13 protein-coding genes are annotated in these 17,442 nt (G+C 65.9%); 4 read left to right on the plus strand and 9 right to left on the minus strand.

Annotation, left to right across the window (positions count from 1 at the left end; genetic code table 11):
• Positions 1-150: 150 nt before the first annotated feature.
• From JWQ90_RS05240 to JWQ90_RS05250, 3 genes are read right to left on the minus strand one after another with little or no spacing between them, the layout of a single operon-like run.
• On the minus strand, positions 151-927 hold the full coding sequence (locus tag JWQ90_RS05240; RefSeq protein ID WP_299690392.1) for an SIMPL domain-containing protein: 777 nt from the start codon (positions 925-927) through the stop codon (positions 151-153).
• Complete coding sequence (locus tag JWQ90_RS05245) at positions 882-1,997, minus strand: efflux RND transporter periplasmic adaptor subunit (RefSeq protein WP_299690394.1); 1,116 nt, start codon at positions 1,995-1,997, stop codon at positions 882-884. The genes JWQ90_RS05240 and JWQ90_RS05245 overlap by 46 nt, the downstream gene beginning before the upstream one ends.
• Positions 1,994-5,092 (minus strand): efflux RND transporter permease subunit, encoded by a 3,099-nt coding sequence (locus tag JWQ90_RS05250; protein WP_299690397.1) that lies wholly within the window; start codon positions 5,090-5,092, stop codon positions 1,994-1,996. The genes JWQ90_RS05245 and JWQ90_RS05250 overlap by 4 nt, the downstream gene beginning before the upstream one ends.
• A gap of 150 nt (positions 5,093-5,242) precedes the next feature.
• Here JWQ90_RS05250 and sufT point away from each other — a divergent pair, with 150 nt between their 5' ends.
• The 4 genes from sufT to JWQ90_RS05270 all read left to right on the plus strand — a co-directional run bounded on the left by sufT (position 5,243) and on the right by JWQ90_RS05270 (position 10,593).
• Complete coding sequence (gene sufT / locus JWQ90_RS05255) at positions 5,243-5,803, plus strand: putative Fe-S cluster assembly protein SufT (RefSeq protein ID WP_299690398.1); 561 nt, start codon at positions 5,243-5,245, stop codon at positions 5,801-5,803.
• A gap of 13 nt (positions 5,804-5,816) precedes the next feature.
• Complete coding sequence (apaG, locus tag JWQ90_RS05260) at positions 5,817-6,200, plus strand: Co2+/Mg2+ efflux protein ApaG (RefSeq protein WP_299690399.1); 384 nt, start codon at positions 5,817-5,819, stop codon at positions 6,198-6,200.
• A 126-nt stretch (positions 6,201-6,326) separates the two neighbouring features.
• Positions 6,327-9,689, plus strand: a complete 3,363-nt coding sequence (locus JWQ90_RS05265) for a UvrD-helicase domain-containing protein (RefSeq protein WP_299690400.1) — start codon at positions 6,327-6,329, stop codon at positions 9,687-9,689.
• Positions 9,690-9,750: 61 nt separating this feature from the next.
• Positions 9,751-10,593 (plus strand): M90 family metallopeptidase, encoded by an 843-nt coding sequence (locus JWQ90_RS05270; RefSeq protein WP_299690402.1) that lies wholly within the window; start codon positions 9,751-9,753, stop codon positions 10,591-10,593.
• On the opposite strand, the gene JWQ90_RS05275 is transcribed toward JWQ90_RS05270, so the two are convergent.
• The 6 genes from JWQ90_RS05275 to JWQ90_RS05300 all read right to left on the minus strand — a co-directional run.
• Positions 10,542-11,783 carry a cyclopropane-fatty-acyl-phospholipid synthase family protein gene (locus JWQ90_RS05275; RefSeq protein ID WP_299690403.1) on the minus strand — a complete coding sequence of 414 codons (1,242 nt, stop codon included), beginning with the start codon at positions 11,781-11,783 and terminating at the stop codon, positions 10,542-10,544. The two genes, JWQ90_RS05270 and JWQ90_RS05275, sit on opposite strands and share 52 nt — an antisense overlap.
• Before the next feature lie 68 nt (positions 11,784-11,851).
• Positions 11,852-13,018, minus strand: a complete 1,167-nt coding sequence (locus tag JWQ90_RS05280; RefSeq protein ID WP_299690404.1) for a cyclopropane-fatty-acyl-phospholipid synthase family protein — start codon at positions 13,016-13,018, stop codon at positions 11,852-11,854.
• A gap of 135 nt (positions 13,019-13,153) precedes the next feature.
• Positions 13,154-13,537 carry a DUF3192 domain-containing protein gene (locus JWQ90_RS05285; protein ID WP_299690406.1) on the minus strand — a complete coding sequence of 128 codons (384 nt, stop codon included), beginning with the start codon at positions 13,535-13,537 and terminating at the stop codon, positions 13,154-13,156.
• A gap of 149 nt (positions 13,538-13,686) precedes the next feature.
• On the minus strand, positions 13,687-15,636 hold the full coding sequence (locus tag JWQ90_RS05290) for a prolyl oligopeptidase family serine peptidase (protein ID WP_299690408.1): 1,950 nt from the start codon (positions 15,634-15,636) through the stop codon (positions 13,687-13,689).
• A gap of 127 nt (positions 15,637-15,763) precedes the next feature.
• The gene (locus JWQ90_RS05295; RefSeq protein ID WP_299690410.1) at positions 15,764-16,594 is read right to left on the minus strand and encodes an SPOR domain-containing protein; all 831 of its coding nucleotides are present in this window, start codon (positions 16,592-16,594) and stop codon (positions 15,764-15,766) included.
• Positions 16,595-17,442: arginine--tRNA ligase (locus tag JWQ90_RS05300; RefSeq protein WP_299690412.1), on the minus strand; the 848-nt coding region annotated here is incomplete at its 5' end.

The following is a 17,442-nucleotide window of genomic DNA, read 5'->3' on the forward strand; positions in this document are numbered from 1 at the left end:
AGGCGGATTATGGCATCCGCCTGCGGATCGACCAACTGCGCCCGTATCCCGGACCTAATCGTAGGTCGGCAATCCTTTGCCGACGTGAGGCCTCGGCTGCGCAATCGACGTCACACGTCGGCAAAGGATTGCCGACCTACAATAACCGCGCTAGGGCGCCACCTCGAACTGCGCGCTGACCGAGGCGTGATAGCGGATTTCGCCGGTCTGCAGGCCCATGTCGGCATTGCCGGAATCGCTGGCCTCAGTGCGCACCGCCATCGTCTTCATCATCGGCTGCGGCGCCGAGACATCGCCGTCTTCGCTGATGCCGTGCACGACACCGAGCTTCACACCCAGCGTGTCGGCCAGCAGCCTGGCCTTGGCCTGCGCGTTCTTGGCGGCCAGCGCCAGCGCCTGATTCTGCAAGTCCTCGGCCTTGGAAGATTCCAGTACCGGCGGCTGCACCTGGTTGACGCCGGCGCGCGTCGCGGCGAGCAGGTAGTCGCCGAGCTTGTCGAGATTGGTCACCCGCACTTCGATGTCACGGCTGACGCGGTAACCGGTCAGCCTGTTGTTGCGCAGCTTTTCGTCCCATACGTACTCGGGCTGGATGCTGACGCCGGCGGTGCCCACGTCATCGTCGCGCGATCCGAGTTTTTTCGCCTCGGCAACGTAGGCCCTCACGACTTTGTTGACCGCCGCTTCAGCGGTCGCGACTTCCAGGTTCACCTGCGTGACCCCGACCTGGATGCGCGCACGATCCGGCACCGCGCTGACATCCGCATCACCGCTGACGCTGATCAGCCGCGGCGGCTGCAGCTGCGCGGACATCATCTCCGGCGCGGCAACGGCGCTGTGCGCAACAGCGGCCAAAGCACCGACAATCAGCGTGCGCTGGATCAGGGTTGGGACAGTCCGCTGTTGAGTCCGCTGCCGGTGTTCCATGTTTTGTGTTCTCCAATGATTTTGACCGGGTCGCCATCATGCAAGGTCTCGGCGCCCCGCACCACCACCGCGTCCTGCGCGGCGAGCGCGCCTTGCACGGCCACCCAGTCGCCATCGGCGGAGCCGGTTTTCACCGCCACACGCTCGGCCTTGTCGTTGCGCACGACGTATACCGACAGACCGTCGGAGCGAATCACCACGGCATCGCGTGGCACGGCCAGCGTTTTCTGTACTGCGGCCAAGGGCAGCACCACTTGCAGCGTGCGGCCCACCGCGAGTTCGGCCTCCTCCGCCGGCAGATCGATCAGCGTCTCGAAACTCTGCGAGCGTGCATCACCGACCGGCACGATCGCGCGCACCTTGCCGGCGACTACGCGGTTGTCGTCGAGTCGCACCTGCACGGTCGAGCCCGGTGCGATCGCCCGCACGTGACGCAGCGGCAGGAACAGCCGCAGCTCCAGATGCTCGGTGTCCTGCAGCCGCGCCACTGCATCGCCGCGCGCGACTTCTTCGCCTTCGCGGCGAACGCGCTCCGCGATCACGCCGGCGAACGGCGCGCGAACCTCGGCGCGAGCCAGCCTGTCGTCGGTCTGGCGCAGCGTCGCGCGGGCAATCTCCAGGTCGCTGACTGCGAGGTCGCGCGTGTTTTCGGACTGGTCGAGCTGAAAGCGGCTGACCGCGTTGCCCGAGGCCTTGAGACGCTCGAGTTCGCGATCGGACTGCTTCAGCGCCAGTTCGCTGCGCGTGACACGCGCGGCCTGTTCGGCGCGCTGCAGCCGGATTTCGCCAGTGTCGATGCGCGCGATCACTTGGTTCTTGAGCACCCGCGTCCCGGGCTCGGCAACGAAGTCGATCGGGCCGGCGATGCCGGCGGCCATGTCGGCGCCGGAGCGCGACTGCACCTGGCCGGTCGCGGTAATCGCCGGCGCGAGGTCGCGCAGCGCCGCGCGCGAGGTTTCGACCGCGGCCGCTGGCCGATCGCCCTGCGCGTTGGCGGTGACGCTAGTCATCATGAATAGCGCGGCGATGGCGCCACTGAATACCGCTTTTCCAAAGAAAGACATGTTCATTTACCGAAAACCTCCTGCGTCGCCGGCGGTGCGGCGGCGACGCGTACGCGAGACTCGCCCAGGCGCAGCAGCGCGGGCATCAGGAACCAGGTGAACAGCGTGCCGACGATCATGCCGCCCGAAACCACCGCGGCGAGCCCGCGATAGATCTTGGCGCCGAGGCCGGGCATCAGGATCAGCGGCAGCATGCCGAGCACCGCGGTCAGCGTGGACAGCACGATCGGCCGCGCGCGCGTCTCCAGCGCCTCAAACACGGCCTCGGCGCGCGCCATGCCGGCATGCTCGCGGGCGCGGGTCTGGTCGACCAGCAGGATCGCGGCGTTGACGACCAGGCCGAGCAGAATGATGAAGCCGATCATCGTCAGCAGATCCAGCGCCTGAAAATCGAACCAGCCAATTGCGCGCAGCGCGGCGATGCCACCGGCGACCGATACCGGAATCACCAGCATCACCAGCAGCGCATCCCAGACGCTTTTGAACAGCGCCGACATCAGCATCATCAGCATGACCAGCGCCAGTGCGAAGTTCGATGCCATCGCCTTCAGTGCCTCGGTCAGCTCGTTGGCACTGCCGCCGTAGCTGAGCTGCATGGTGTCGCGCATCGCCGCGCGCAGCTTGGGCTCGACCTTGGCCTGCAACAGCGAGATCGCCTCGTCGAGGCTCATCGTGTCAGGCGGCTCGAAGTTCACCGACACGGTGCGCCGGCCGTTCACCCGCGCAAGCTGCGAAGGCCCGACGGTCTGGCTGATTTTCGCCAGCTCGCCCACGGTCTGGATGCCGGCGCCCGGTGTCGAGATCGGCAGCTCGGCGAGCTCTTCGGGCGAGTGCCATTGCTGGCTTTTAATGATGATGTCGAGGCGCTTGTTGCCGTCGAAGTAGTAACCGGCCCAGAGCCCGCCGGTGTAGGCGCGCAGCGCGTCGGCGACGTCAGTGCGCGTGGCGCCCGAGCGCGAAATGCGCCACTCGTCCGGTTGCAGCTGGATCTCCGGCTGGTTCAGTTCCAGCGCCGGCTGGCTGCGCGGAAACGTGCCGGGGATCGCGATCGGGATTTCGGTTTCGGCGATCCGCGCGACGCTCATCAGCGCCTCCAGGTCCGGGCCCTGCAGATACATCTCGATATTGCGCGAAGTGCCGCCGTCGAGATTGAACAGCGAGCCTTGGCTGGCGTACACGCGCACGTCGGGCAGATCCGCGAGGATCTTGGTGCGCAGCAGCTCGACCACGTCCTTGCTCTTTCTCGGGTCGGCCGCGTACGCGACGACCAGGCCGCCGCCACCGCTGCCCCAGGCCGAGAAGTTGTAGTACTTGATCTTCGGCTCGGCGCGGCCTTCCAGATACGGCTTCAATCGCTCGACGACGATCGGGCCGACCTCGGCGCGCAGGGTCTCGATGTTGCCGCCCGGCGGCGTGCTGAAATTGCCCCAGACGTTGTCGGTCTGCGCCACCGGCAGATAATCGGGCTTGGGCGCGGCCATCCAGCAGAACAGCAGCGAGCCCGGCACCAGGATGCCGATCAGCAGCGCACGCAAGCCCGGCGTCGCGGTAGCGCGCATCGCGCCGCGCGCCATCGTCTTCCACCAATGATCGTGCTGGTCGTCTGGAACTTTCCTGGCCAGCGCCCAGCGATTCGCAGCCGGGATCACCGTCATCGCGACCAGCAGCGAGGCCGCGTGGCTGACGCTCATCGTGATCGCCAGATCCTTGAACAGCTGGCCCTCCAGGCCCTCCATGAACAACACCGGCAGAAAGATCGCGACGCTGGTCAGCATCGACGCGAACAGCGCCGGGATCACTTCCTGCGCGCCCTCGATGGTCGCCTGCAGGGCGCTGCGGCCCTGCTGCATGAAGCGGATGATGTTGCCCTGCACGATCAGCGCGGCGTCGGTGACGATGCCGGTGGAGAACGCCAGGCCCGCCAGCGAGATCGTATTGAGGCTGCGGCCGAGCAGATGCAGCGTGATGATTGCGAATGCCAGCGACAGCGGAATCGTCGCCGCGATCACCAGCAAGGCGCGCGGTCCGCGCAGAAAGTACCAGAGCCCGCCGACCGCCAGCAGGATGCCGATCACCAGCGACTCCTGCACGAAACCGATCGCGCGGCGCACGTAGACGCTGGCGTCCCAGCTCAGATCCGCGGTCAGCTTTTCTTTGGCGAGCGGGCCGCTGTTGAGTTCGGCCAGTGCGGTCTTTACGCCATCCAAAACCTGCACGATGTTGGCGGTGCTGGTGCGGCGGATCGCGATGAAATAACCGGGCACGCCGTTGCGGAACGAGAACTGCTGCTGGTCCTGCAGGCCGACGCCGATTTCGGTGACGTCGCGCAGGTACAGCGGCCGGTCGTTGCTCCAGCCGACGATCAGATTGCCCAGCTCGGCGACCGGTTCGCGCCCGGTGAAGCGCACCGTGAACTGGCGGCGGCCGACATTGACGAAGCCGGCGGAGGAGTCGTGCGCAGCGATCACCGCCTGCGCGATCTGCCGCGGCGTGATGCCCAGCGAGGCCAGCCGGTGCGTGTCGAAGCGGATCTGCACCTCAGAGGGCCGGCCGCCGTCCAGCTCCACCTGGCTGACACCCTCGACCCGCGACAGCCGCGGCTGCACCACTTCCTCGATCAGCTTCTGGTAGCTCGCCGCCATGTCCTGCACGTTGTTGCCCGGCAGCGGCCGCACCAGCACCGAGGCGGCGTTTTCGCGCGTCCACGGCGCGCCGTCGAAGACCTGCGGCTCCTCGGCGTCCGGCGGCAGCGGCGGCAGCGTGTTGATGCGCGACACCACGTCGAGCATCACCCGGGTCATGTCGGTGCCGATCTCGAAGCTCAGCGACACGCCGCCGCCGCCGCGATTGATCTGCGAGCGCATCTCCTTCATGCCGGAGAGGCCGCGCATCGCCTCCTCGATCGGCTCGATCAGCGCTTCCTCGACCTCGCTGGGCGCGGCTTCGCGCCATTGCACGTTGATCCAGATCTGCGGGTTCTTGGTGTCCGGCAGCAGCTGGATCGGCAGGCGCAGCAGCGCCAGTCCGCCGAACAGCAGCACGATCAGCGCAGCCGCGGCGATCGCCGCGGGGTTGGACGCGGAATATTGAGTGAAGCGCATGATGGACCCCCAAGGTCGGTGCACAGCATTCGGGCCCCACCCTGCACCCGTCTTCTGATGCGTCAGAGACAGCGGGGGTTTAAACTGAGTTCCGAAGCGCCATCTTTATGGTTTACCCCAGGTCACACTAGGTTTCTGCGCTGCAATCCCATGCTAGATGATCCCGAAACCGTCACGCTGACGCGCGATGTGGTTGCCATTCTCATCCCTGCCGGCACCAAGGTCGAGCTGCCGGAAGGGGCCAGTGCGCTCATTACCCAGGCCCTGGGCGGCAGCTTCACGATCCAGGTCCAGGGGCATCTGTTCCGGATCGGCGGCAGCGACGCCGATGCGCTGGGCAAGCAGGTCGTGCGCGGCCCGGACGTCAACGAAAACGCCTCCGACGAGGAGTTGGAGAAGGCGGTGTGGGCGCAGTTGCGCACCTGCTACGACCCGGAGATCCCGATCGACATCGTCGAACTCGGCCTGGTCTACGAGAGCCGGCTGGAGCCGGTGGACCCGGACAATGCCGGCGGACCACGCAAGGCGGTGATCCGGATGACGCTGACCGCGCCCGGCTGCGGCATGGGCGACGTGCTGGTCAACGACGTCAAGACCAAGGTGCTGCAGGTACCGATGGTCACCGAAGCCGATGTCGAGCTGACCTTCGATCCGCCCTGGAGCCGCGACATGATGTCCGAGGCCGCGCAGCTGCAGGTCGGGATGTACTGATGAGCGGATCGATATGAGCGACACCACCACCCAGGGCGTGCGCATCCAGGTCAAGCCGCAGTACCTGGCCGAGCAGTCCTCGCCCGAGCGTGGCCATTACCTGTTCACCTACCACATCACGATCCGCAACGAGGGCAGCGACACCGTGCAGCTGCTGTCTCGTCACTGGGTGATCACCGACGGCGAGGGCCACAGCGAGGAAGTGCGCGGGCCCGGGGTGGTCGGCAACCAGCCGGTGCTCAAGCCCGGCGAGCAGTTCCAGTACACCAGCGGCTGCCCGCTGACGACGCCTGTCGGCACCATGCACGGCAGCTTCCACATGGTGCCGGCCAGCGGCGAGCCTTTCGAGGCGATGATCGAGCCGTTTCGCCTTGCGGTGCCACGCGCACTGAATTGAGTTTGTAGGTTGGGGTGAGCGCAGCGAACCCCAACATTGCGCGGGTGATCGTTGGGGTTCGCTTCGCTCACCCCAACCTACCATGGCGTTCCGGGATGGCGGCACCTTTACCGGTAAAATCGGCCGATGAACGATGCCAATGATTTTCCCAGCGACGTCGGCCACCTGGTCAGCCAGCTCAACGACGCCCAGAAGGACGCCGTCACCGCGCCGCCGGAACACCGCCTGGTGCTGGCCGGTGCCGGCTCCGGCAAGACCCGCGTGCTGGTGCACCGCATCGCCTGGCTGATCGCGGTCGAGAACGTGTCGCCGCTGTCGATCCTCGCGGTCACCTTCACCAACAAGGCCGCCAACGAAATGCGCGGCCGCATCGAGCAGCTGCTGAGCGTGCCGGTGCGCCAGCTTTGGGTCGGCACCTTCCACGGCATCGCGCACCGGATGCTGCGGCTGCACTGGAAGGAGGCCAGGCTGCGCCAGGACTTCCAGATCCTGGATTCCGACGACGCGCAGCGCCTGGTCAAGCGCATCATCAAGCAGCTCGACCTGCCCGAGGACCAGTGGCCGGCGAAAATGGTCGCCGGCTGGATCAGCAGCCAGAAGGAAGAAGGCCGCCGCCCGCAGCACTTCGACGACCTGGGCGACTTTACGCAGAGAGCTTTGGTGAGGGTGTACACCGCGTATCACGCAACTTGCGAAGCCCAGGGCCTGGTCGATTTCTCCGAGCTGCTGCTGCGCGCCTACGAGCTGTGCCGCGACAACGCCGAGGTGCAGGCGCATTACCGGCGCAAGTTCCGCCACGTGCTGGTCGACGAATTCCAGGACACCAACACGCTGCAGTACCTGTGGCTGAAACTGCTGGTCGGCGATCACGGCGTGATATTCGCGGTCGGCGACGACGATCAGTGTCTGGCGGCCGGAACCCCGGTAACGCTGGCCGACGGCAGCCACAAAGCGATCGAAGACGTACGGACCGGCGACTCGGTGCAAGCGGCGTATGGCACCGCCACTTTCCGCGCGGCGCTGGTGACGGAACGCATCCGCATAGGCCGGCGCAGCGACCTGATCGAGATCACCACGCGTGGCGGCCGGCGTTTGGTGAGCACGCCGGAACACACCCATTTCGGCGGCTATCTGCTGGGCGAGACGCCGCAGACCTATTTCACTTATCTGATGTTCAAGCGCGGCGTCGGCTATCGGCTCGGCGTGTCACAAGTCTATACGCGCGGCCAAGAGAAGCCGCTGGTCGGCTTCGAACAGCGCTGCCTGCACGAACACGCCGACGCGGCCTGGGTGGTGACGACCCACGACAGCGCCAACGCCGCCCGGCGCGATGAAATCCTGATGTCTCTGCGCTACGGCTTGCCGACCTTGCCCTTCGTTGCACGCAAGGGTGGCTCGGTCAATGGCCTGGTGCACGACGCTGCCTGGATCGCCGAAGTCTTCAGCAGCCTGGATACCGACACCGCGGCGCAGCGGCTGCTGTTGGATCATGGGCTGGAGGCGGCGCGGCCCCATCATCGCCCGCGTTCGCGCAATTCCAAGCGGCGCAATGTCGTCGTGACCCTCTGCGGCGATCGGCGCGGCGCCAGCCCGATGCACCGCATCTCGATCGTCGGCAACGATGTCTTCGGGCGCGAAGCGCTGGAATTGGCCGGCCTGTCGATCCGCGCCGCGAAAGCCGGCTCGGCGAGCTGGCGCTTCGAAACCTGCCGCAAGGATTTCGGCGAACTGCTGCAGATCGCCGAGCGAGCGCGCAAAGCTCTTGACGGCGACTTGCTGCTCAACGCCCGCATCGGCCGCCGCTCCCTGCCCTTCATCCAGGCCGCGGCGGTGCGCGCTGGCATGGCGATGCTCGCCGAGGACGGCAGCTTCGACATCGTCGTACAGGTGGCGCGGCTGCAGCAGCCGGTCGAGGTCTACGACCTGAATATCGGCGGCGTGCACAACTTCGTCGCCTCCGGAATCGTCACCCATAACTCGGTGTACGGCTGGCGTGGCGCCAAAGTCGAAAACATGATGAAGCTGCAGCGTGAGTTCCGCGGCCTGGAAATCCTGCGGCTGGAACAGAATTACCGCTCGACCGGCACCATCCTGAAAGCCGCGAACGGCCTGATCGAACGCAACAACGGCCGTCTCGGCAAGAACCTGTGGACCGACGGCATCGACGGCCCGCCGATCCAGCTGTACGCCGCGTTCAACGAGTACGACGAGGCCGAGTTCGTCGTGCAGCGCATGCGCGAGCTGGTCAACGGCACGCATCGTCCTTCCGATCTGGCGGTGCTGTACCGCAGCAACGCGCAGTCGCGCGTGATGGAAGAAATGCTGATCCGTGCGCGCATGCCGTACCGCATCTACGGTGGCCTGCGCTTCTTCGAGCGCATGGAGGTCAAGGACGCGCTGGCCTGGCTGCGGCTGATCCACAATCGTGACGACGACACCAGTTTCGAGCGTGCGCTGGCGACGCCCTCGCACGGCGTCGGTGCGACCAGCGTCGAGAAACTGCGCGTCTGCGCACGCGATTCCGGCACCTCGCTGTGGGCCAGCGCGCGGCGCGATCCGGCGCTGCTGGGGCGCACCGCCGGCGCGATGAACAAGTTCCTGGCCCAGGTCGATAAGCTCGCGCTGGACGCGAAAGACCAGTTGCTGCCCAAGGTCATGGAAGACGTGATCACCGGCAGCGGCCTGCGCGAGCACTATCAGAAGGGAGCATCGTCTGAGTCCCGCGCTGCGCGCGGGGGCGGCGACCAAGCCGAAGGCCGCTTGGAGAACCTCGACGAACTGGTCAGCGCCGCGCGCAGCTTCGAGCGGCCGGATGAAGACGGCGTCGAGCCGGTCTCCGCGTTTCTCGCCCACGCTGCACTGGAGGCCGGCGAAGGCCAGGCCACGGCCGGCGAAGACTCGGTGCAGCTGATGACCCTGCACTCCGCAAAAGGCCTGGAATTCCCGGTGGTTTTCATCGTCGGCCTGGAGAACAACCTGTTCCCGTCGATGCGTGCGGTCGAGGAGGGCAATCTCGAAGAGGAACGCCGGCTGTGCTACGTCGGCATCACGCGCGCGCGCCAGCAGCTGTACCTGAGCTATGCCGAAGTACGGCGCATTCACGGCGTCGAGCAGATCGGCATGCCGTCGCCGTTCCTGAAAGAAATCCCGCAGGAAACCCTGATGGAAACGCGGCCGCGCGCCGGCATTCTGCGGCCCGCGAGTTTCGGCGGCGGTCGCGATGCGCCGCGCTACGGCAGTGGTTACGGCAGCGGCGGTAGTAATAGCGGAGGTGGCGGATACACACCGCCGCCGCGCCGGGTTGCGGGCGCCGGCACGCCGGACTACGGCGGCTTCAGGCTCGGCCAGCGCGTCGGCCACGCCAAGTTCGGCGAGGGCGTGATCCTGTCGTTCGAAGGCGAGGGCGACAAGGCGCAGGTTGAAGTGCGTTTCCGCGAGGCCGGCATCAAGCGCCTGATGCTGGGCTTCGCCAAGCTGCAGGCGCTGTGATGTCGGGTCGCCCGCATCGGGCTCGCATGGACCCGGGTTTCACCCGGGCTACGCAACTCTGATGGCGCCGGGCGCATGGGCCGTGATCGCGATCCTGGTTGCGATCACGCTGATCGTCGGCCCGCTGACGACGCTGAAAATCATTTCGAATCGCCGCAAGGCCGCCGAGCCGGCGCCACCGGCCGATCTGCTCGAACCGCTGCTGCGCCTGTTGCCGGTGCTCGCGCAGCTGCCCGACGAACTGCGCGAACGCCATGCGCAGCGTGCAGCGCAATTCCTCGCCGGCAAGCGCTTCGTCGGCTGCGACGGCCTGCAGGTTGAAGACGATATGCGCATCGCAGTCGCCGGTTTCGCCTGCCTGCTGGTGCTGCAGCCGGATGCGTTGCGCGGCGGCCTGTTCCCGGCGGTGAAGAAGATCCTGCTGTATCCCGACGCATTCCTGGTGCCGGTCACCGAGCCCGACGAATTCGGCCTGGTCGATGACGAGCCTCAGGAGCGCATCGGCGAATCCTGGCAGGGCGATCGTGTGGTGCTGTCGTGGCGCGACGTACAGGCCGCGCTCGCAGGCGATGAAGTGAACGTGGTCGTCCATGAGTTCGCGCATCAGCTCGACGACGAATCGCTGACCGCCGAAGGCGCACCGAACCTGCCGGACTACGCGCGCTGGGCTGGCGTGATGCAGCAGGAGTTCGAGCGGCTGCGGCGTCAGCGCCGGCCGCGCCTGCTCGACCCCTACGGCGCGGAAAGTCCCGCGGAGTTCTTCGGCGTGGTCACCGAAGCCTTCATCCAGCGCGGCGCTGAGCTTGCGCAGCACCACCCGAAACTCTACGAGCTGCTACGCGATACTTTCGGCTACGACACGCGCGACTGGCTCTGGCCTGCCGCGGCCCCGTCCGGCGCATAGAGGTAGTCCCGGGTGAGCGGCAACCGGGTCTGTTCGCGCACCAGCTGGAAATGGAACACCACCATATTGCCCCAGCGAAAGCTCGCCTCGGAGGTCTGCAGATAAAACTCCCACATACGGCAGAAGCGCTCGCCGAGGCGCTCGCGGAACGGCTCGCGCTGCAGCTGGAAGCGGCGGTTCCATTCGGCCAGCGTGTAGGCGTAGTGCAGGCGCCAGACTTCCATGTCGCTGACCAGGAGCTTGCTCGGCTCGATCGCGCTCAGTACTTCGGATGCCGATGGAATATAGCCGCCGGGGAAGATGTATTTGGCCAGCCAGGGATTGGTCACGCCGCGCGGCTTGGCGCGGCCGATGGTGTGAATCAGCGCGGTACCGTCGGGTTTCAGCAGCGCTTTCACGCGGTCGAAGAAGGTCTGGAACTGCGGCCGGCCGACATGCTCGAACATGCCGACACTGACGATCGCATCGAAACTGCCCGGCGTGTCTCGATAGTCCTCGAGCCGCAGCTCGATCCGGTCCTCCAGGCCGCGGTCGCGCACCCGCTGCTGTGCGATCGCCAGCTGCTCGACCGACAGCGTGATGCCGGTGACATGCACGCCGGTATGGTGCTCGGCGATATGCATCGCCAGGCCGCCCCAGCCGCAGCCGATGTCGAGCACCCGCGCGCCGGGCCGCAGGTCGAGCTTGGCCGCGATGTGCGCACACTTGGCCTGCTGCGCCTGTTCCAGACTCATGTCCGGCTCACGGAAATACGCGCAGGAGTAGAACAGGCCGGTATCCAGGAATGCGGCATACAGCCCATGATCCAGATCGTAGTGATGAGCCACATTGCGGCGGCTGCTGCGCAGCGTATTGAACTCGCGCAGGCCGGCACGCAGCCGCTTCCAGCGCTTCTTGATCCGCTTGCCGAGCTTGCCGCCCGGCGTCGGCAGGCCGCGGGTCAGGCCCATGCCGACGCGCAGCACCGCCATCAGATCACCATCCAGCGGCTCCCATTCGCCGGCCATGTAGGACTCGCCGATGCGCAGTCCAGGGCTCATCAGCGCCCGCAGAAACGCCGACAGATCGGTGACCCGGACCGCGGCCTCCGGCTGGCCGTGACCGACGCTGAGGACCTTGCCATCGGGCGCATGAATCTTCAGCGTGCCCTTGTCGGCTTTTTGACTCAGCACATCGAGGATCCGCTGCATCGGGTGCTGCACTCCAGGCTCGGGTTTCATACGACGGGCAGTGAAACTTAGCATGCGTCGGCTCGACTTCAGGGCTCCACCGACGCTCGAGCGCCGTCCACTACGCCGCGATAAAGATAGCCGCGCGTGTAGGGCAGGCGAGTCTGATCGCGCAGCAGCTGGAAGTGGAACACGACGAGGTCGCCCCAGCGGAAACTCGCCTCGGATGCCTGCAGGTAGAACTCCCACATGCGGCAGAAGCGCTCGCCGAACCGGGCACGGAACAGTTCGCGCTCGGCCTGGAAGCGCCGATGCCATTCGGCCAGCGTCCAGGCGTAATGCAGCCGCCAGATCTCCAGATCACTGACGACCAGGCCTTCGGCTTCGATCGCTTCCAGGACTTCGGAAGCGGCGGGAATATAGCCTCCCGGGAAGATGTGCTTTCGAATCCAGGGATTGGTAAAACCCGGCGGCGTGCTGCGGCCGATGGTATGCAGCAGCGCGACGCCGTCGGCCTTGAGCAGTTCGCGCACGCGGCGAAAGAACTTCGGGTACTGCGGCCGGCCGACATGCTCGAACATGCCGACGCTGACCACGGCGTCGAAGCGGCCCTCGGTCAGCCGATAGTCCTCCAGACGCAGCTCGACCCGGGAATCCAGGCCGCGTTCGTTCACACGCTGCCGAGCGACCGCGAGCTGCTCCTTGCTTAAGGTGATGCCGGTGACATGCACGCCGTGATGCTCGGCCAGGTACATCGCCAGCCCGCCCCAGCCGCAACCGATATCCAGCACGCGGGCGCCCGGTCGCAGGTCGAGCTTGGCCGCGATATGCGCGCACTTGGCCTGCTGCGCGGCTTCCAGATCCATGCCCGGCTCGCGGTAGTAGGCGCAGGAATAGAACAGGCCGGCATCCAGAAACGCCGCATAGAGTTCGCGATCCAGATCGTAGTGATGCGCCACATTGCGGCGGCTGCTGAACGGGCTGTTGATTTCGCCGATGTGGCCGCGCAGCTTCATCAGCTGGCGTTCGCGCGGCGTCAGCTCCACCGAGTTGATCAGGGCCAAACCGGCTTCGAGCACGCTCAGCAGCGAACCGTCGACCGGATTCCAGCCCCCTTCCATGAAGGTTTCACCGAAGCGCAGCGCGGGATTGCGCAGGATGCTCGTCAATACCGAGGCATCCCGCACTTCGATCACCGCGCGCGGCTCCTCACCCGGCCCGAGCGTCCACACCGCGCCACCTCGCGCGCTGCGCACCTCCAGACCCCCGTGCCTGAACCGCCGCCCCATGAAATCAAATAAGGCCTGCATGAGGCCGAGTATAAGAAACCGCGCGCGCCGCGTAACGCATTTGTCTCCGCCCCCGCTTGCAGGGGCAGGGAACGGTCGGCGCTACCCGGCGAGGAGCTTCGCGTACGCGGTCTCGCCGATGCCGCTCAGCTTGCCATTCAGAAACACCAGCGCGGTGGTCTCGTCGCGCGTGGTGTCGCCGTCGGAATGCAGGTGCTGGGTGCGGTAGCGCAGCACGCGGTATTCGCCGTCCTTGCCACGCAGCGCTTCGGAGAAATCCGGCGTGCCGAGTTGGACCTGCACGTCGGCCAGCGTCGCGCCCAGCGGCAGCAGGCCGATCAGGCTGCGGTTGCGCTCCTCGGTCTTGGTGTGAGCGTCCTTGTGATAGCCGTTGTCGCCGTCGCCGTCACCGATCGCGAATACACAGCCGCCGAGGCCGGCAGCGAGTGCCAGCAGCATCGCCGCCTGCAGTCCCGTCTTGATCATTTTTTTGCCCTTTGTTTTGTGTTGGAGAGAGATTCCCGTGCACAAAGGGGCATGCCGCGTGCCATCCGACATTGTCTTATAAATCAATTATTTGTAATACAGACAACGCGGCGGCGCTGGCGTAAACAGCCAACAGTTGGCGGAGCCGGTCACTCCAGCAGGATCTTCTGCAGGAACAGGATCGCGGCGTTGTTGTACAGATCGCGGTTGGCCTTTTTTCGGAAGCCGTGCCCTTCGTCCGTGGCCAGCAGGTACCAGACTTCGCCGCCGTTGTTGCCGCGGATCGTCTCGACCATCTGCTCGGCCTCGCTGGCCGGCACACGCGGATCGTTGGCGCCCTGGACGATGAACATCGGCTGGCTGATTCGCGAGGCGTTGGCGGTCGGCGAGATCCCCTGCAGGAACACGCGCATCTGCTCGTCGCTCTCGTCGCCGTATTCGGCGCGGCGCAGATTGCGGCGATAGTCCTGGGTATTGGTCAGGAAGGTCACGAAGTTGCTGATGCCGACGATGTCGATGCCGCCGCGCAGCCGGTTGTTGTAGTGCGTCATGCTGGCCAGGGTCATATAGCCGCCATAGGAGCCGCCCATCACCGCGACGCGTTCGGCATTGAGCTCGCGCTGGGTTGCGATCCAGTCGAGCAGCGCGCCGATGTCGCGCACCGAATCCTCGCGCAGCCGGCCGTTGTCCAGCATCAGGTATTTCTTGCCGTAGCCGGACGAACCGCGCACGTTCGGCACCAGCACGCTGATGCCGAGTTCGCGCGTGTAGAACTCGATCAACGGGTTGAAGCTCGGCAGCGCCTGGCTTTCGGGGCCGCCGTGAATCTGCACCAGCACCGGCCGCGGGCCGTCGCCGAACCCGCGGTAATAGAACGCCGGTACCTGCAGACCGTCGAAGCTCTTTATGTGAATCAACTGCGGCTCGGTGAAAGCTCCCGCGTCAAGACCGCCGGTTTCGCTGCGCGTCCAGCGCGTCAGCTTGTCGCTGGCGCCGCTGCCGACTTCGATCGAAAACACGTCGCTGGGACTGCGCGCATTGTTGAGGTTGAAGCCGAGACGCTTGCCGCTGGAATCGAATTGCAGATCGCTGATCACGCCGATCGGCAGTGACGGCACGCCCAGCGTCTTGCCGGCCTTGATGTCGAGCAGATGTAGCTGGCTGACGCCGTCGGCGTTGACGGTGTAGGCGAGGAAAGTGCCGCCGCCGGACAGCTCGATCTCCCCGACATCCCAGTCGACATCGGCGGTGAGCACGCGTGCATCGCGGCCGTCGACGTTTTCGTAACGCAGCCGCTGAAAATCCGAATCCTGATCCGATACGAAGTACACGCCGCGGCCGTCGCGCGAGAAACGCGCGACTGAAAAACTCACCGGCCCGGTGGTCGCATGAAAGCGCTGCAGCTGCGGCACGCCGTCGCCGGAAAGATCGGCGCCCACATCGGCAATGTACAGCTCGCTTTCGTTGATCGACACATACTTGGAGATCAGCAGCCGCCGGCCGTCCGGCGAGAAATCCAGCGCGCGCCACGAGCCTTCGCGCTCGGTGATTGCGCGCACTTTCGTGCTGCCCGGCATGCCGACGACAACGTCGGTGTCCTTGCCGTTGCGGCGCGTGGTCGAGTACGCGAAGCGATCGGTCTGCGAGGACCAGCGCAGATTGGTATTGCGCGACGTGCCGTCGCTGAGCAGCTGGATTGCGCCGCTGCCGATGTCGAACTGGTAGACCTGGTAGAACTCGTTGCCGCCGACGTCCCGGGTGAACAGGAAGCACTTGCCATCGGGCGAGGCGGCGGCCTCGGCAACCGGTTCGGCGAAGAACGTCAGCTGGCTGCGATCACCGCCCGGCATCGCGACCTGGTGAATCTGCGCGGTTTCGGCGAAGCGCGTCGAAATCAGCAGGCCCTGATCGCGGCCCAGCCAGCCGGCCAGCACGGCCGAACGCGTCTGCTGGTAGCGATTGGTACGCTCGGCGAGCGCCGGCGGGATCGCCGGCACGTCTTCCATGACCAGGTTGCCGCGTTCGATGCGCTCCACGGCGAGGGCCGATGCACTCGCCAACAGCATTGCAACCAGACAGCCGAGCATCGTGATACGCATCGTCGCCCCTCGTGCTTTGTGATCCCTAGGCAACCGCACGGTAGGAGCGGACCTTGTCCGCGATTGTGCTCTTCGAGGCCTCAATCGCGGACAAGGTCCGCTCCTACAGTTGCGAGTCAAGAATTTGCTATTTCACCTTCACCAGCATCGCATTGATGCCGTTGGACTCCAGCTGCGCCAGCGTGTCGCGCGCTTTCGCCTCGTCGCGTATCGGGCCGACGCGCACCCGGTAGTAGGTGTCCTTGTTGTCGATCGTGACTTTCTCGATGCGCGATTCGACACCGGCCAGCGCCAGCGCCGCCTTCTGCCTTTCGGCCTCGGCGTCGCTGCGGTACGACGCGACCTGGATGATGAAAGTGCCGGTGGTCGCGGCGCTCGGCGCGGTCGACGGCGGCACCGATGCAGGGATCGACGCCGGTGGCGTACCGGGCGTCGTCGCGATGCCGTTGACCGGCGATGTCGCCGGCTGCGTCTGCTGCTGCGCCGCCAAGGCCTGCTGCTGCTGCGCTGTCAGCTTGGCCTGCGGCTGGCTCGGTACCAGCACTTCCTGGCTCGGCAGCAGTTCGTAGAACGTGAAGCGCGATTTCTCTTTCGGCGGCACCGCGACCTTGGCCGTGTCTTCTTCAGCCGCCTTTGCCGATACCCGCCCACGCAGCGGCGGCGGTGCCGATTTGCCCGGCTTGGCGCTGAGGTCTTCCTGATCATCATCGACAGACGCCGCTGCGCTGCGATCCGCCGGTCTGTTCTTGCTCGGCCGGTCGCTCGCGGCCGACGTGCCGCGCAAGGGCTCACCCGTTGGCCGTGACACGTAGACGAACACCGCGACCAGCAGGCCCATCGACAAGCCGGCCAGCATCAACACCCAGCCCGGCAAACCGCCGCCGGACTTTTTCTTCGCCGGCGGACGGCGGTTGCCGGAGGACGGCTTGGGATTGCGCACCGCGTAGTCGCGCGCCATCTACATCTGCTCCGGCGCGCTGACGCCGAGCAGCGCGAGACCGTTCTGCAGCACCTGGCGCGTCGCGACGATCAGCGCCAGGCGCGCGCGCGTCAGCTCCGCGTCTTCACTCAGGAACTTGATGCGGTTTCCGGCTGCGTCGATCGCGTTGTAATAGCTGTGCAGCAGGTCGGCCAGATCGCGCAGGTAGAACGCGATGCTGTGCGGCGCCGCCTGTTCCGCGGCGGTGACGACCGTCTCCGGAAACTTGTTCAGCTGCACCAGCAGGTTTTTCTCCTGCACTTCCGTCAGACGATGCAGCGCGTCGCCGCTGGCGCTCGCATCGAACACCACGCCGCGCTCGGCCGCCTGGCGCAGCACCGAGCAGATACGCGCATGCGCGTACTGGATGTAATAGACCGGGTTTTCGTCGCTCTTGGAGCGCGCCAGATCGACGTCGAACACCAGGTGCGAATCGCTTTTGCGCGCGGTCAGGAAATAGCGCGTCGCATCGCAGCCAACCTCGTCGATCAGATCGCGCAAGGTCACGTAGGAGCCGGCGCGCTTGGAGATCTTCACCTCTTCGCCGTCCTTCATCACGGTCACCATCTTGTGCAGCACGTAGTCGGGGAAGCCCTGGGCGATGCCCAGGCCGGCCGCCTGCAGGCCGGCGCGCACCCGCGCGATCGTGCCGTGGTGGTCGCTGCCTTGGATGTTGATGGCCTGGCCGAAGCCGCGCTGCCACTTGACGATATGGTAGGCGACGTCCGGCACGAAGTAGGTGTAGGTGCCGTCGGTCTTGCGCATGACGCGGTTCTTGTCGTCGCCGTAGTCTTCGGTGCGCAGCCACAGCGCGCCTTCCTCCTCGT

This window comes from Hydrocarboniphaga sp., from assembly GCF_028291725.1.
In the GTDB taxonomy this organism is placed as follows: domain Bacteria; phylum Pseudomonadota; class Gammaproteobacteria; order Nevskiales; family Nevskiaceae; genus Hydrocarboniphaga.

What these genes read in the sequence shown, in the direction of transcription:
- JWQ90_RS05270 (WP_299690402.1), top strand. Translation starts at nt 9,751, where the DNA reads ATGGCGCCGGGCGCATGGGCCGTGATCGCGATCCTGGTTGCGATCACG.
- JWQ90_RS05265 (WP_299690400.1), top strand. Translation starts at nt 6,327, where the DNA reads ATGAACGATGCCAATGATTTTCCCAGCGACGTCGGCCACCTGGTCAGC.
- JWQ90_RS05275 (WP_299690403.1), bottom strand. Translation starts at nt 11,783, where the DNA reads ATGCAGCGGATCCTCGATGTGCTGAGTCAAAAAGCCGACAAGGGCACG.
- JWQ90_RS05295 (WP_299690410.1), bottom strand. Translation starts at nt 16,594, where the DNA reads ATGGCGCGCGACTACGCGGTGCGCAATCCCAAGCCGTCCTCCGGCAAC.
- apaG (WP_299690399.1), top strand. Translation starts at nt 5,817, where the DNA reads ATGAGCGACACCACCACCCAGGGCGTGCGCATCCAGGTCAAGCCGCAG.
- sufT (WP_299690398.1), top strand. Translation starts at nt 5,243, where the DNA reads ATGCTAGATGATCCCGAAACCGTCACGCTGACGCGCGATGTGGTTGCC.
- JWQ90_RS05250 (WP_299690397.1), bottom strand. Translation starts at nt 5,092, where the DNA reads ATGCGCTTCACTCAATATTCCGCGTCCAACCCCGCGGCGATCGCCGCG.
- JWQ90_RS05290 (WP_299690408.1), bottom strand. Translation starts at nt 15,636, where the DNA reads ATGCGTATCACGATGCTCGGCTGTCTGGTTGCAATGCTGTTGGCGAGT.
- JWQ90_RS05285 (WP_299690406.1), bottom strand. Translation starts at nt 13,537, where the DNA reads ATGATCAAGACGGGACTGCAGGCGGCGATGCTGCTGGCACTCGCTGCC.
- JWQ90_RS05240 (WP_299690392.1), bottom strand. Translation starts at nt 927, where the DNA reads ATGGAACACCGGCAGCGGACTCAACAGCGGACTGTCCCAACCCTGATC.
- JWQ90_RS05245 (WP_299690394.1), bottom strand. Translation starts at nt 1,997, where the DNA reads ATGAACATGTCTTTCTTTGGAAAAGCGGTATTCAGTGGCGCCATCGCC.